A 14,348-nucleotide genomic window follows, 5' to 3' on the forward strand; every position below is an offset into this window, starting at 1 on the left:
GCCATTCTTTACGCAGTAAGCCGTTCGGCTTCATGGTTCCTGAACCAGCCGAGGCCTTCTTCAGTGGTGGTCTTCGGCTTGTATTCGCAGCCGATCCAGCCCTTGTACCCGGCGTTTTTCAGTGCTTCGAACACGTTCGGATAATTGATCTCACCGGTGCCCGGCTCATTGCGGCCCGGATTGTCGGCAAGCTGAACATGGGCAATCAGCGGCTTGTAGCGTTCGTACGTTGCAACCAGTTCTCCGCGTGTCCGCTGCTGATGGTAGAGGTCGTACTGGATGAACAGGTTGTTGCTGCCCACTTCGTCAATGATCGAAACTGCCTGCTCCACTGTGTTGAGGTAGAAGCCCGGAATGTCATAGTGATTGATCGGCTCGATCAGCAGGCGAATGCCATGCTTGCCCAGTTCCTTTGCGGCCAGACGCAGATTGCTGACGAAAGTGGCACGCAAGACGTCTGGATCGACACCCTGCGGCGCAATACCGGAAAGGCAGTTGACCTGCGAGCAATTGAGCGTGGTGGCATAGTCGATGGCATCAGCCACGCCTCGCCGGAAATCATCGACGCGATCCGGCAGAACCGCGATGCCGCGCTCGCCGCCAGCCCAGTTGCCTGCTGGCAGATTGTGCAGGACCTGCGCCAGATTATGTTTGGTCAGTGCTGCCTTCAGCTCATGGCGGTTAAACTCATAAGGGAAGAGATATTCCACTCCGGTGAACCCGGCCTTTGCGGCCAGTGCGAAGCGGTCCATGAAAGGCACTTCATTGAAAAGCATTGTGAGATTGGCTGCAAATCTCGGCATTTTCGCCTCCTTATAATTCTCTATTTGCGCAATTGCGGACAAAACCGGGAATTGCTCTTAATCCAGCAACGCCGCGATGGCGGTCGGTGCATCTTCGCCACGTTCGGCCAGTTCCTCGAATTCGACAACCTGATCGATATCTACACCCATGGAGATATTGGTAACGCGTTCCAGAATGAATTCCAGAACCACCGGCACCTGATGCTCCGCCATAAGCGCTTTTGCCTGTTCAAAACTTTCGGCAAACTGGTTGGGGCTGCGAACCCGGATCGCCTTGCAACCGAGACCCTCGGCGACAGCTACGTGATCAACGCCATAGCCCTTTTCCGCGTCGCCATCGGCATTGATGTTGTCGAAGGCGAGGCTCACCTCGAAATCCATGTTGAAGCCACGCTGCGCCTGACGGATAAGGCCGAGATAGGAATTGTTCACGACTACATGAATGTAGGGCAGCTTGTGCTGTGCACCGACCGCCAGTTCCTCGATCATGAACTGGAAATCATAGTCCCCGGAAAGCGCAACGATCGGACGATCGGGATCGGCGGCACGCACGCCGAGCGCTGCTGGTAGCGTCCAGCCAAGCGGGCCGGCCTGACCGCAATTTATCCAGTTGCGCGGACGATAGACATGCAGAAACTGCGCTCCCGCGATCTGGCTGAGGCCGATGGTCGTGACATAGCAGGTATCGCGACCGAACGCCTTGTTCATTTCCTCATAAACACGTTGCGGCTTGAGCGGCGTTTGATCGAAATGCGTCTTGCGCAACATGGTGCGCTTGCGTTCGCCACATTCCTTGGCCCAGTCCGACCAGTCGCGCAGCTTGCCTGCAGACTTCCATTCAGTCGCAACGTCGAGCAGCAGCTTCAGCGCCTTGCCTGCATCAGAAACGATACCGAAGTCCGGTGCGAAGACACGACCGATCTGCGTCGGCTCAATGTCGATATGGATGAACTTGCGATCTTTTTTATAGGTGTCGACATTACCCGTATGACGGTTTGCCCAGCGGTTGCCGATGCCGATAACGACATCTGAGGCCAGCAGACTGGCATTGCCATAACGGTGCGAGGTCTGCAAACCGCACATACCTGCCATCAGGCGATGATCATCAGGAATGACGCCCCAGCCCATCAGGGTCGGGATGACCGGTATGCCGGTGATTTCGGCGAACTCGACCAGAAGATCGGACGCGTCTGCATTGATGACGCCGCCGCCAGCAACGATCAGCGGTCGCTCCGCCTCGTTCAGCATGGCGAGTGCCTTTTCGGCCTGCGCGCGTGTTGCTGCTGGCTTGTAAGCCTCCATCGGCTGGTAAGTATCGATGTCAAACTCGATTTCGGCAAGCTGGACATCGATCGGCAGATCGATCAGCACCGGGCCGGGACGGCCCGACTTCATGATGTGAAACGCCTTCTGGAAGACGTAAGGAACCAACGCCGGTTCCATGACCGTGACCGCCCATTTGGTAACGGGGGCTGCGATCTTGGCAATATCGACTGCCTGAAAGTCCTCTTTGTCGAGGCGCGCACGAGGGGCCTGGCCTGTAACGCAGAGGATTGGAATTGAATCGGCGGATGCCGAGTAGAGGCCCGTAATCATGTCCGTTCCGGCTGGACCAGATGTACCGATGCACAGGCCGATATTGCCATGCTTTGCGCGGGTATAGCCCTCGGCCATATGCGAAGCACCCTCGACATGACGCGCCAGTACGTGGCGGATCGAGCCGCGCGCTTTCATCGCCGAATAAAATGGATTGATCGCTGCGCCCGGTACTCCGAAAGCACAATTGATCCCTTCTCTTTCCAGCACAAGCACGGCTGCATCGACTGCACGCATTCTGGCCATGACGGCTCCCTCCTCAAGCGGCGCCCGTTCCTGAGGAACGGCTAGTGCCGCCTTGTTTCTTTTTCTCACGCATTTCCAGACGCAAAACGCTTACGCACTTTTGCTGGAAATGCTTGGTGGAATTCATCTCCATTTACGAAAACTAATATCAAAAAATGGAAATGCATACCATTATATGGAAATAAAGATTTTCAACGGAAAGGAGATAATCCGCCGGTGCCTTTCCGAGTAGCAATGGATGCGATAGTGGTAATTCCTGAGTTTAGGCGGGATTCGGAGACGGTGATGGAACAGACAAAGGCGAAGCGGGGCCGCAAGGCAGCGGAAAACGCAACGCCCTCCTCTGTGCAGGTTCTGGATCGAAGCTTGAAGCTGTTGGCATTGATTGCCGAGAATGACGGTTCGACATTGACCGACCTTGCAGATGAGAGCGGCATGGCGCCCTCCACCGTGCACCGCCTTCTGTCCTCGCTTGCCAATCATGGTATGGTTTCCCACGACCTGGAAAGTGGAGACTGGACAATCGGTGTCAAGGCTTTCGAAATCGGCAATGCCTTTCGCCGGTTCCGCAAGCTCGGCATTCTGGCGCGGCCTTATCTCAAGACATTGATGGAAACGAGTGGCGAAACCGCCAATATCGGCGTCGAGGACGGCGGTGATGTCGTGTTTATCTCGCAGATCGAAAGCCATGCACCGATGCGTGCCTTTTTCCGCCCCGGACGCCGCGGCCCCATCCACGCATCCGGCATCGGCAAGGCCATACTGTCCACCTGGTCGGACAAGGAAATCGCGCACGCGCTTTCGGGTCGCACGCTTGAACATTTCACGCAGCGCACGCTCGACAGCCTGCCCGCGCTATTGAAAGACATTCAGGCAACCCGCACCCGTGGCTGGTCTGTCGACGACGAGGAACACACGCTCGGCATGTGCTGCATCGCAGCTCCCATCTTCAATGAATATGGCGAGGCGATTGCCGGCATTTCCGTTTCCGGCCCCGCGGTGCGCTTGCCGAAAAAGAGGCTTGAGGAATTCGGGCCGCTGATCCGCTCCACCGCCGACGACCTGACCCGTGCCATGGGCGGCAAACGCCCGGAAGAATTTTAACAAAAGACCCGCGGCGAATCGCTCCGCCACGGGGCATCCTCCTCCAAGGATTGGGGTAATCAGGCCAGTTCGGCCTTGAGCGGCTTCCCGGCCACATAGGTTTCGGCGATGGCACGGTCATCGCCCAGCGTCTGCAACAGGAACAGTTCCTGCTCCAGCGTCGCGCCAGCCGCCATGCGAAGCCGCATTGGCGATGTGGCCGATGAATCCAGCACCACGATATCTGCTTCCGTGCCCTCATCGAGGGTACCGATCTTGTCTTCCATCAACAGCGCACGGGCATTGCCCAGCGTCATCATGTAGAAGGACTGGAACGGGTTCAGACGCTGTTCGCGCAGCTGGAGGACCTTGTAGCCCTCATCCATAGTGCGCAGCATGGAGAAACTTGTGCCGCCACCGACATCGGTCGCCACCGCCATACGCACGCCTGACGCTTTCAGGCGGTCGCGGTCGAAAAGGCCCGAACCGAGGAACAGGTTGGAGGTCGGGCAGAAGACTGCCACCGAGCCGGTTTCCGCCATGACGCGCACTTCGCGTGGTTCCAGGTGGATCGAGTGTCCGAGCAGAGTTTTGTCGCCTAACAGGCCGTAATGCTCGTAAATGCCAAGATAATCCGGCGCTTGCGGGTAAAGCGACTTGGTGAAAGAGATTTCGTCGTGATTTTCCGAAAGATGCGTCTGGATGTAGCTGCCGGGATGCTCACGGACAAGCGCCTGGCTTGCCTCAAGCTGCTCCGGCGTGGACGTAATGGCAAAACGCGGCGTGATCACATAATCAAGGCGGCCCTTGCCCTGCCAGCGCGCAATCAGCGCCTTCGTATCGTCATAACCGGACTGTGCCGTGTCACAGAGTGCTGGCGGCGCATTGCGATCCATCATTACCTTGCCACCGAGCATGCGCATGTTGCGATGTTGTGAGGCGCGGAAATAGGCATCGACGCTCTGTGGATGCACAGAGCAATAAGCAACCGCCGTGGTGGTGCCGTGGCGAATCAGCTCGTCTAGGAAGCGCTCCGCAATGAATTCCGCATGCTGCTCGTCGGCGAATTTCTGTTCAGCGACGAACGTATAGGTGTTGAGCCACTCCAGCAGATTGGCTGCGTAGGAAGCGACTACCTGCGTCTGCGGATAATGGATATGCGTATCGATGAAACCGGGCAGAATCAGGTGCGGGCGATGGTCGGCGACATTGACGTCGCTACCAGCCTCGGCACTGACTTCAGCATAGTCTCCCAGGCGCAGGATGCGGCCATCTTCGACAAGAACAGCGCCGTCTTCGATATAGCGATAAGCAGTATTGTCATCGAGGCTCTGCGGCTCGTCACGAAAGGTCAGCACACGGCCGCGGATCAGAAGCTTGGTCATTTTAGTGGTGGTCCTTATTTCGGGCCCTGCGTGGCAGACTGGTACCAGGAGGCAAGAAGCTGGCGTTCTTCCTCACTCACGCCGGTGACATTGGCGGGCGGCATGGCATGCGAACGGCCTGCCTGCAAATAGATTTCACGCGCATGCGCTGCGATATCCCGGTCGGTGTCCAGCACGACGCCCTTCGGCGGCGCAATGATGCCTTCCCAGCCAGGTTCCTTGGCGTGGCACATGGCGCAGCGCCCCATAACGGTATCCCGCACTTTTTCAAAGTGCGGGTCCGAGATGAAAGACTGCTGCAATGCCGAGACCTTCTGTTCTTCCGGCTCACCAGTGAGAATCTTCGGCACCGTCGACAGCCAGATGATGATGATGAACAGGATCACCGTTACCAGCCAGGTCCAGGTCGGGCTACCCTTGCGGGCATGCTGTGTATTGAACCAGTGGCGGATTGTGACGCCCATCAGGAACACCAGCGAGGCGATGATCCAATTGAACTGCGTTCCGAAAGCCAGCGGATAGTGGTTCGACAGCATCAGGAACAGAACAGGCAGCGTCAAATAGTTGTTGTGCGTCGAACGCTGCTTGGCGATCTTGCCGTATTTCGGGTCCGGCTTGCGGCCTGCAATCAGATCCGCGACCACGATCTTCTGGTTCGGGATGATGATCATGAACACGTTGGCAGACATGATCGTTGCCGTGAAGGCACCGAGATGCAGGAAGGCCGCACGTCCTGTAAAAAGATGCGTATAACCCCAGGCCACCACCACCAGAATACAGTAAAGGATGACCATCAGGAGCGTATCGCTCTTGCCGAGCATCAGCTTGCAGATGGTGTTATAGGCGATCCAACCGAATGCCAGCGAACCGATCGAAATCGCGATGGCGACCGGTACGGAAACATCAAGCACGTTCGGATCGATCAGGTAGAGATCAGCGCCGGCATAGTAGACGATGCAGAGCAGCGTGAAACCCGACAGCCACGTGGCGTAGGATTCCCATTTGAACCAGGTCAGGTGCTCCGGCATTTCGGCTGGCGCAACCAGATATTTCTGGATGTGATAGAAGCCACCACCATGGACCTGCCATTCCTCTCCGTGCGCACCAACCGGCAAGCCGGGACGCTGGCGAAGACCGAGGTCGAGCGCAATGAAGTAAAAGGACGAGCCGATCCACGCAATCGCGGTAATCACATGCAGCCACCGCGCTGCGAAGCCCAGCCAGTCCCAGGCTACGGCGAAATCATACATCAGGCACTCCCATTTCTTAGCCCATTTCTGGGGCCGTTTCTTAGCCCATTGTTCGTTGTTGCATTATGTGCCAAAGGAATCAGGTTCAGGGAACGTCACATCACGACCAGCACTTTCAAAAAAATCTAGACAATCGTGGAGGGGACGTATGTCATATCTTGATAATCTGCGCGTTTTTGTGCGCGTTGTCGAATTGGGAAATCTATCTGCGGCGGGTCGCGACCAGCGGGCATCGCCAGCAGTTGCAAGCAATCGAATCAAGGAGTTGGAGAAGCACCTGGGTGTCAGGCTCTTCAACCGGACGACGCGCAAACTTACGCCGACCGAACACGGTCGCGTATTCTATGACGGTGCATTGAAAATCCTTGAAGCCGTGGATGAAGCGGAAGCTGCCGTGGCGGAACTCGCGAAAAATCCGAAGGGATCGATTCGCATCACCGCCCCGCTTGGCTTCGGCAGACGGCTGATCGCATCGGGAATTCCGGAGTTTCACGACAAATATCCGGACATCGAAGTACGGCTTCGCCTCTCCGATCATGAAGTCGATATCATGAGCGAAGGCGTCGATGTGGCTTTCAAGCTCGGTGTTCTGGAGAATTCAAACCTGCGTATGCGCGGCATCATGAATTGCGAGCGCGTGATCTGTGCAGCGCCCGCATATCTCGAGAAACACGGAGTCCCGCAGTCTCCTGACGAGTTGCTTGGCGACAAACATGACTGCCTTCTGCTGCGGTTTCCAGGCTCAAAGGAATATTTCTGGTCACTGCAAACGGCGGAAGGTCTGCGCAAATTCGAAGTCACCGGACCATATGACTCGGATGACGGCGACGTATTGACGCAATGGGCGCTCGGCGGGCGCGGCATCATCAACAAGCCGCTGTTCGAAGTGAAGGAATATATCCGCGACGGACGACTTGTTCCCATCCTCGAAAGCACGCCGCCTGCGCCGATTCAGCTCGCAGCGATCTACCCGCACAAGCGCTTTCAGGACCCGAAAGTCCGTCTGATCATCGATTTCATGACAGAGCGCTGCCAGCGGCTGATCCGCGAGACTTTGGCGTAGAGCGGCGCAAACCGCTCTACGCCGTTGTTTTTTTCAAGTATCATACCGCGCGAAATCGTTTCGCGCCTGTGCTTGAAACACGCAAAGAATAACCCGCCGGATCAGGCGGGTTGCGATATACGTACGGAAGTCAGGACCGCCGTCAGAACTTCGGCTGCGGCCAATGCTGCAATGACCTCGGGCCTCTTGTCCTTCACGACCGTTCCGCCGACGGGACAGACAAGATTTTCAAAAAGATTATCGTTACCGATTTCCCGTTTCAGCCAATTTTTGAAAGTAGCCTTTTTGGTCTTCGAGCCAATCATGCCGACATAGACGGCGTCGCGCCGCTGCAAAGCCTCGGTGACAATCAGAAAATCCAGCGCATGATCATGGGTGAGGACAATGAAAGCGCTACCCGGCGGTGCGGAGCGCACCACCTGCTCGGGCATCGCCGAAAGACAGGTCTCGACACCCGCTACATCGCAGGCCATCAGCTCCGCTTCTCGCGTGTCCACCAGAATAACCCGAACGGGCGTAAGCGAAAGCGCATTCGCCAGTGCATCGCCAACGTGACCCGCGCCGAACACATAAACATGCGGGCGTGTCGCTATTTCCGCATCGACCTTGCTGACAAGTTCGTCAGTCAGCCCGCGACTAACACGCCGGAAGCTCAGGCCCACCCGTCCGCCGCAGCACTGGCCTATTTCAGGACCGAGCGGCACATCCATGGGCGAGTCCCTGCCGCCGAGCAGAATCTTTCGGGCATGGTCGATAGCCATATATTCAAGCTGACCGCCACCGATGGTCCGGAAGATCATATCGCGGGCAACCAGCATCCACGCTCCGGCATCGCGGGGTGCGGAACCTTTCACATCGGTGACTTCAACCAGCACACTATCAGGACGCCGGTTGAGAAAAGCCCGGATATCGTCGCGTGCGCCCGGCATTTCTCTAGCCCTTTTGCTTGCGGAGCCGTTCGATGGCCATGAGCACGCGTTCCGGCGTTGCTGGCGCATCGAGACGCGGGCAGATCTTGTGATCCGCCACGCTGGCGATGGCGTCGGCCAGAGCATGCAACACCGACAGCCCAAGCGGCAGCGGCGGTTCGCCGACAGCCTTGGAGCGATGGATCGTCGGCTCATACGCCTCGGACCAATCAGTCAGCGCGACATTGAAAATCTTGGGCCGATCGGAAGCCAGCGGAATCTTGTAGGTGGATGGCGCGTGGGTACGAAGCCGCCCCTTGTCGTCCCATACAAGCTCCTCTGTCGTCAGCCAGCCCATGCCCTGCACGAAGCCGCCTTCAACCTGACCGATATCGATGGCGCGGTTCAGGGAACGCCCGGTATCATGCAGAATATCGGTGCGCTCCACCACATATTCTCCAGTCAGAGTATCAACGGAAACTTCGGAACAGGCTGCTCCGTAAGCGTAGTAATAGAAGGCATGGCCCCGGCCCTTGGCACGGTCCCAGTGGATTTTCGGCGTTTTGTAGTGACCTGCCGCCGACAGTTGCACACGACCGATAAAGGCCTGCTTCACGAGATCGTTGAAGCTGATTTCCTGATTGCCGACGCGAACCCGGTTGGGAAGGAAGACAACCTGATCATCCGGCACCTGATATTGCTGCGCCGCAAAATGGATCAGACGTTTCTTGATCTGGCGGGCAGCATCCTGTGCAGCCATGCCGTTGAGATCGGCACCAGACGAAGCCGCCGTCGGCGCCGTGTTCGGCACCTTGGCAGTCGTCGTCGCTGTAATCTTCACCCGGTCTATGTCGATCTGGAATTCCTCGGCCACCACTTGCGCCACTTTCATATGGAGCCCCTGCCCCATTTCCGTGCCGCCATGGTTCATATGCACCGAGCCGTCATTATAAACATGCACCAGAGCACCAGCCTGATTGGACTCCGTTTTGGTGAAGGAGATGCCGAATTTCACCGGCGTCAGCGCCAAGCCGCGTTTCACATAGCGGTTTTTCGCATTGAATTCACGAATTGCTTCGCGGCGCTTCGCGTAATCGGAACTTTCCTCGAGTTCCGAAACGATGCGCTGGATAATGCAATCTTCGACCTTCTGGTGATAGGGCGTAACGTTGCGTGTACCATCTTTGCCCATTTCATCGTAGAAATTACGCTTGCGGATTTCGAGCGGGTCCTTGCCGACCGCGAAAGCCACCTCATCGATCACGCGTTCTGCTCCGACCATGCCCTGCGGACCGCCAAAGCCGCGAAACGCCGTGTTCGACACGGTGTTCGTGTAAAGCGGTGCCGACCGCGCATGAACTGCCGGGAAGAAATAAGCATTGTCGCAGTGAAACAGTGCGCGGTCGCCGACAGGCCCGGAAAGGTCTGCCGAGAACCCCGCATTGAGGGCAAACAGATAGTCAATGCCCAGAATATTACCATCATCGTCAAAACCGACTTCATAGTCGATGACGAAGTCATGACGCTTGCCGGTCGAGGTCATGTCCTCGTCGCGATCGAGCCTGATCTTCATGGCACGCTTGTGCTTCTTGGCTGCAATGGCTGCAATGGCCGCCCACTGGTTGGCCTGCGTTTCCTTACCGCCAAAGCCGCCACCCATGCGGCGCACTTCCACCGTCACAGAATGGCTTGGAACGCCCAGCGCATGGGCAACCAGATGCTGCGTTTCGCTCGGTCCCTGCGTTGAGCAATAGACGGTGACGTCCTCATCCTCGCCGGAGATAGCCAGCGAAACCTGGCCTTCAAGATAGAAATGGTCCTGCCCGCCAAGATACATGCGGTTCTTGATACGGTGCGGCGCAGCGTCGATGGCCACACGTGCATCGCCGCGCTTCAGCGTCAGCGGCGTGGTGACAAGCCGGTCCTTCAGGCCGTCCAGCGCATCTATGGAATAAATGCCCGCCGCTTCCTCATATTCGATCTTCGCCAAACGGGCAGCGCGGCGCGCCTGATCGCGGGTTTTCGCGATAACCGCGAAGATCGGCTGGCCATGAAACTCGACCTTGTCGATGGCAAAGATTGGGTCGTCATGCATGCCCGACGGCGAAACATCGTTTTCGCCGGGCACGTCCTTGTAGGTCAGCACGTCGACCACACCGGGAGCGGCGCGCACTGCCGACAAGTCAATCGACTTGAATGACCCGTGTGCGACGGAGGAATAACCGACACCGATATGCAACGTGCCTTCAGGCTCCGGTATATCGTCAATATAGACAGCAGTTCCTGTCACATGCTTGTGCGCGGAATCGTGCTTCTGATCGGTTGCGACACCACCGACGATGCGAGAGGCTTTCAATGCGTTTGCAGGATGCTTGTTCATGATTGCCTCCTCACGCCGCCGCGATTTCTGCCGCGCGCAGCGGCGTGTAACTGCCTTCCGTTTCGGCGAAGAAACGCCGTAACAGATTGCGCGCCGCGAGCAGCCGGTAATCCGCTGTCGCGCGCATATCGCTCAAGGGCGTATAGTCCTGTGAATAGGCTTCCAATGCCGCTTCAACCGTAGCCTCGGTCCAGGGCTTTGCCATCAGAGCGGCTTCCACCGTGCTGGCGCGCTTCGGCGTTGCGGCCATACCGCCATAGGCGATGCGGACCGTTTCCACATTGCCAGCCGCGTCGACCGTCAGATGGAAAGCGCCAAGCGTCGCCGTGATGTCTTCCTCGAAGCGCTTCGACACCTTGTAAATGGCAAAATGGCTGCCTTCTGCCGGAACCGGCACATGCACAGCCTCAACGAATTCGCCGGGCAGGCGATCTTGCTTGCCATAAGCAATGAAGAATTTTTCCAGCGGTATGGTGCGGCGCTCCGTCCCTTTGCGAAGCGTCAGCCTGGCATTGAGGGCAATCAGCGGCGGTGGCGTATCGCCAATCGGTGAGCCATTGGCGATGTTACCGCCGATGGTTCCCATATTACGCACCTGTTCACCGCCAATGCGGTTGATAAGCTGGCCGAGCTGCGGAATGCGCTTGGCAAGGAATCCGAATGCTTCCGTGTAGGTGACACCTGCGCCGATGGTAATGACACCATCTTCCTCCCGGATGGAGCGCAATTCCTCCAGATGACCGATGAAGACGACCGGAGAAATATCGCGCATCATCTTGGTGACCCACAGGCCGACATCGGTCGAACCGGCAACGATGGTCGCGTTAGGCTCAACGGCCAGAATGGTTGCAAAATCATCAAGATCGCCGGGCACGATCAACCGGTCCTTGCCTTCACCCACTTCCACCCGAACGCCATCTTGCATCGCTGTCAGTTGTTCGAGAACATGGGCGCGCTCAGTCGCAAGCGGATCCTCCATGACCGTTCCGTAGTCGGAAATAATGCGGGCGGCGCGCATGATCGCCTCATAGCCCGTGCAGCGGCAAAGATTACCTTGTAATGCCTTTTCAATCTGTGCATCGGCAGGCTTCGGTTCACGCATCCAAAGAGCGTAGAGCGACATGACAAAGCCTGGAGTGCAGAAGCCGCATTGCGAGCCATGAAACTCGATCATTGCCTTTTGCACCGGATGCAGATCGCCATCAGCGCCGCGCAAATGCTCAATCGTCACGACATGACAGCCATCCAGCGAACCCATGAAACGGATGCAGGCATTGACGCTCTCGTAAACGAGCTTGCCGTCGGAGAGCTTGCCGACCAGCACCGTGCACGCACCGCAATCGCCTTCGCCGCAACCTTCTTTGGTGCCGCGCAGCTTGGCGGACAGCCGCAGATAGTCGAGCAGCGTTTCGGTCGGGGAAACACGGTCGAGTTCAACCTTTTCACCGTTCAGAAGAAAGCGGATCGTGTGTCGCACAGACTGGTTCATGACGCTTAGCTCCCGCGATAGGTGGAATAGGAAAACGGCGAAACTAGAAGCGGTACATGATAATGCGCTTTTTCATCGGAAATGCCAAAACGCAAGGGGACGACATCGAGGAACGGCACGCCATCATCTGTCTTGCCGAAATATTCGCCGACATGGAACAAAAGCTCATAGGAACCCGCCCGCAAATTCTCACCCGACAGCAGCGGCTCATTGCAGCGGCCATCGTCATTGGTACGAATTTCCCGGATTGGTTCGGCTTGCTGATTCTCGACACGACGCAATTCGATGCGCAGATTTGCTGCTGGCTTGCCACTTGCCGTGTCGAGGACATGCGTCGTCAACCGGCCATTACCGCTGTTTTCCTGACCCATTTACACTCCTGCAGCTTGCTGATTCTCTCATCAAATAGATTGGAGAATGTTACAAGCTTTTGATTTCCGGTGGTTTATTTGAGCCCAATGTCGCCATCTGCTGTGGGGGCTGCAAACCACACCATGTTCCCAGCATTCAGTATTTCGCGATCCTCCTCATTCTGAAAGATGGTTATCGTTGGATGTCTTTCAAATTTTTGGAGGGGAATAATAGCGATAAATCTTTATTATCATGGATAAAACGAACGACAACGAGGGAAGACCCGCAATGAAATATCCGCGCAATCTCGTCGGCTATGGACGCAACACGCCAGATCCGCACTGGCCGGGAGAAGCCAATATCGCAGTTCAGTTCGTCGTCAATTATGAGGAAGGCGGCGAATGCAGCATTCTCGATGGCGACGCGGCCTCCGAATGCCTTCTGTCCGAGATTGTCGGCGCGCAGCCCTGGCAGGGCCAGCGTAACCTTAACATGGAATCCATCTACGAGTATGGCGCGCGATCCGGCTTCTGGCGCTTGTGGCGCGCCTTCACCCGCCGCAACATGCCCGTCACCGTCTATGGCGTGACGCTCGCCATGGCGCGCAATCCCGAAGCAGTTGCCGCTATGAAAGAAGCTGACTGGGAAATCGCCAGCCACGGATTGCGATGGTGGGAGTATAAGGACGTTCCTGAAGAAATCGAACGCGAGCATATCCGCGATGCGGTACGCCTTCATACGGAACTTACCGGCTCGCGACCGCTCGGCATCTATCAGGGCAAGCCTTCCGACAACACGCTGAAACTGGTGATGGAAGAAGGCGGCTTCCTCTATTCCGCCGACTCCTACGCTGACGAGTTGCCTTACTGGGTTGAGGGTCCAAAGGGACCCCACCTGATCGTGCCTTACACACTCGACGCCAATGACATGCGTTTTGCAACGCCGCAGGGGTTCAATTCCGGCGACCAGTTCTACACCTACCTGAAGGACACTTTCGACGTACTCTATCGCGAAGGCGCGGAAGGCTCACCGAAAATGATGTCCATCGGCCTGCATTGCCGCCTTGTCGGTCGCCCCGGTCGTGTGGCCGCGCTCGAACGGTTCCTCGACTATGTGCAAAGCCATGACAAGGTCTGGGTCGCCAAGCGCGTCGATATCGCGCGCCACTGGCACGAAAACTACAAGCCCGCCGTCGCCGATGTCGTGCCTTCAAGAGCCAGCAGGGATGAGTTCGTCGCCCGTTATGGCAGCATTTTCGAGCACTCACCCTGGATTGCCGAACGCGCATATGATGCGGGTTTCGGTCGGGAAGAAGATGCCGCATCCGGTCTTGCCGCCGCGATGACGCAAGCGTTCCGCGCCGCTTCCGCAGATGAACGGCTTGCCGTGTTGAAGGCGCACCCGGATCTTGCCGGCAAGCTCGCGCAGGCGAAACGGCTGACGGCTGAATCGACTGCCGAACAGGCCGGTGCCGGTCTTGATGCGCTGACTGATGTAGAAAAGCAGACGTTTACCGAACTGAATGATGCCTATACGGCGAAGTTCGGCTTTCCGTTCATCATCGCCGTGAAGGGACGCAACAAAAAAGAAATCCTCGACGCTTTCCAGCGCCGCGTTTCCAATGACCGCGATACGGAATTTGAAACGGCTTGCGCTCAGGTGGAGCGCATCGCCCTCCTGCGCCTCAAGGATATTCTGCCGGAAGCGCTCTACTGATCCGTGCAGCCCGGAAGATCAGCTTCCGGGCGCATTCATTCCATAATTTCACGACAGGTTTTCCAGAACTCGCCGTGA

General features: G+C 57.1%; 11 protein-coding genes. 3 read left to right on the forward strand and 8 right to left on the reverse strand.

The window, feature by feature from the left end:
- Window positions 1–8: 8 nt before the first annotated feature.
- Together hyi and gcl are read right to left on the reverse strand one after the other, a co-directional pair.
- Window positions 9–803 (reverse strand): hydroxypyruvate isomerase, encoded by a 795-nt coding sequence (gene hyi, locus AAE521_RS05470; RefSeq protein ID WP_342060691.1) that lies wholly within the window; start codon window positions 801–803, stop codon window positions 9–11.
- 57 nt (window positions 804–860) lie between these two features.
- Window positions 861–2,645: a glyoxylate carboligase gene (gene gcl / locus AAE521_RS05475; protein ID WP_071633601.1), complete on the reverse strand. Its 1,785-nt coding sequence runs from the start codon at window positions 2,643–2,645 to the stop codon at window positions 861–863.
- Between the two features lie 285 nt (window positions 2,646–2,930).
- On the opposite strand from gcl, the gene AAE521_RS05480 reads away from it, so the two are divergent.
- The gene (locus AAE521_RS05480; RefSeq protein ID WP_071633600.1) at window positions 2,931–3,749 is read left to right on the forward strand and encodes an IclR family transcriptional regulator; all 819 of its coding nucleotides are present in this window, start codon (window positions 2,931–2,933) and stop codon (window positions 3,747–3,749) included.
- A 59-nt stretch (window positions 3,750–3,808) separates the two neighbouring features.
- On the opposite strand, the gene guaD is transcribed toward AAE521_RS05480, so the two are convergent.
- The gene (gene guaD / locus AAE521_RS05485; protein WP_342060692.1) at window positions 3,809–5,113 is read right to left on the reverse strand and encodes a guanine deaminase; all 1,305 of its coding nucleotides are present in this window, start codon (window positions 5,111–5,113) and stop codon (window positions 3,809–3,811) included.
- A 14-nt stretch (window positions 5,114–5,127) separates the two neighbouring features.
- Window positions 5,128–6,363 (reverse strand): urate hydroxylase PuuD, encoded by a 1,236-nt coding sequence (locus AAE521_RS05490; protein ID WP_342060693.1) that lies wholly within the window; start codon window positions 6,361–6,363, stop codon window positions 5,128–5,130.
- A gap of 148 nt (window positions 6,364–6,511) precedes the next feature.
- Here AAE521_RS05490 and AAE521_RS05495 point away from each other — a divergent pair, with 148 nt between their 5' ends.
- Window positions 6,512–7,426 (forward strand): LysR family transcriptional regulator, encoded by a 915-nt coding sequence (locus tag AAE521_RS05495; protein ID WP_071633597.1) that lies wholly within the window; start codon window positions 6,512–6,514, stop codon window positions 7,424–7,426.
- 101 nt (window positions 7,427–7,527) lie between these two features.
- On the opposite strand, the gene xdhC is transcribed toward AAE521_RS05495, so the two are convergent.
- From xdhC to uraH, 4 genes are read right to left on the reverse strand one after another with little or no spacing between them, the layout of a single operon-like run.
- A complete protein-coding gene (gene xdhC, locus AAE521_RS05500) occupies window positions 7,528–8,355 on the reverse strand; it encodes a xanthine dehydrogenase accessory protein XdhC (protein ID WP_071633596.1) in 828 nt (275 codons plus the stop codon).
- Window positions 8,356–8,359: 4 nt separating this feature from the next.
- The gene (xdhB, locus tag AAE521_RS05505) at window positions 8,360–10,714 is read right to left on the reverse strand and encodes a xanthine dehydrogenase molybdopterin binding subunit (protein ID WP_342060694.1); all 2,355 of its coding nucleotides are present in this window, start codon (window positions 10,712–10,714) and stop codon (window positions 8,360–8,362) included.
- A 10-nt stretch (window positions 10,715–10,724) separates the two neighbouring features.
- The gene (xdhA, locus tag AAE521_RS05510; RefSeq protein ID WP_342060695.1) at window positions 10,725–12,203 is read right to left on the reverse strand and encodes a xanthine dehydrogenase small subunit; all 1,479 of its coding nucleotides are present in this window, start codon (window positions 12,201–12,203) and stop codon (window positions 10,725–10,727) included.
- 5 nt (window positions 12,204–12,208) lie between these two features.
- Window positions 12,209–12,574: a hydroxyisourate hydrolase gene (gene uraH / locus AAE521_RS05515; protein WP_071633593.1), complete on the reverse strand. Its 366-nt coding sequence runs from the start codon at window positions 12,572–12,574 to the stop codon at window positions 12,209–12,211.
- A 268-nt stretch (window positions 12,575–12,842) separates the two neighbouring features.
- Between uraH and puuE the strand changes: the two genes are divergently transcribed.
- Window positions 12,843–14,270, forward strand: a complete 1,428-nt coding sequence (gene puuE / locus AAE521_RS05520; RefSeq protein ID WP_071633592.1) for an allantoinase PuuE — start codon at window positions 12,843–12,845, stop codon at window positions 14,268–14,270.
- Window positions 14,271–14,348 lie beyond the last annotated feature (78 nt).

Origin of the sequence: Brucella cytisi (genome assembly GCF_038433355.1) — a bacterium.
GTDB lineage: Bacteria > Pseudomonadota > Alphaproteobacteria > Rhizobiales > Rhizobiaceae > Brucella > Brucella cytisi.

Excerpts from the sequence above, each read along its gene's own strand:
- xdhB (WP_342060694.1), bottom strand. The coding sequence starts at position 10,714 with ATGAACAAGCATCCTGCAAACGCATTGAAAGCCTCTCGCATCGTCGGT.
- xdhA (WP_342060695.1), bottom strand. The coding sequence starts at position 12,203 with ATGAACCAGTCTGTGCGACACACGATCCGCTTTCTTCTGAACGGTGAA.
- AAE521_RS05495 (WP_071633597.1), top strand. The coding sequence starts at position 6,512 with ATGTCATATCTTGATAATCTGCGCGTTTTTGTGCGCGTTGTCGAATTG.
- xdhC (WP_071633596.1), bottom strand. The coding sequence starts at position 8,355 with ATGCCGGGCGCACGCGACGATATCCGGGCTTTTCTCAACCGGCGTCCT.
- AAE521_RS05490 (WP_342060693.1), bottom strand. The coding sequence starts at position 6,363 with ATGTATGATTTCGCCGTAGCCTGGGACTGGCTGGGCTTCGCAGCGCGG.
- uraH (WP_071633593.1), bottom strand. The coding sequence starts at position 12,574 with ATGGGTCAGGAAAACAGCGGTAATGGCCGGTTGACGACGCATGTCCTC.
- hyi (WP_342060691.1), bottom strand. The coding sequence starts at position 803 with ATGCCGAGATTTGCAGCCAATCTCACAATGCTTTTCAATGAAGTGCCT.
- gcl (WP_071633601.1), bottom strand. The coding sequence starts at position 2,645 with ATGGCCAGAATGCGTGCAGTCGATGCAGCCGTGCTTGTGCTGGAAAGA.
- guaD (WP_342060692.1), bottom strand. The coding sequence starts at position 5,113 with ATGACCAAGCTTCTGATCCGCGGCCGTGTGCTGACCTTTCGTGACGAG.
- puuE (WP_071633592.1), top strand. The coding sequence starts at position 12,843 with ATGAAATATCCGCGCAATCTCGTCGGCTATGGACGCAACACGCCAGAT.
- AAE521_RS05480 (WP_071633600.1), top strand. The coding sequence starts at position 2,931 with ATGGAACAGACAAAGGCGAAGCGGGGCCGCAAGGCAGCGGAAAACGCA.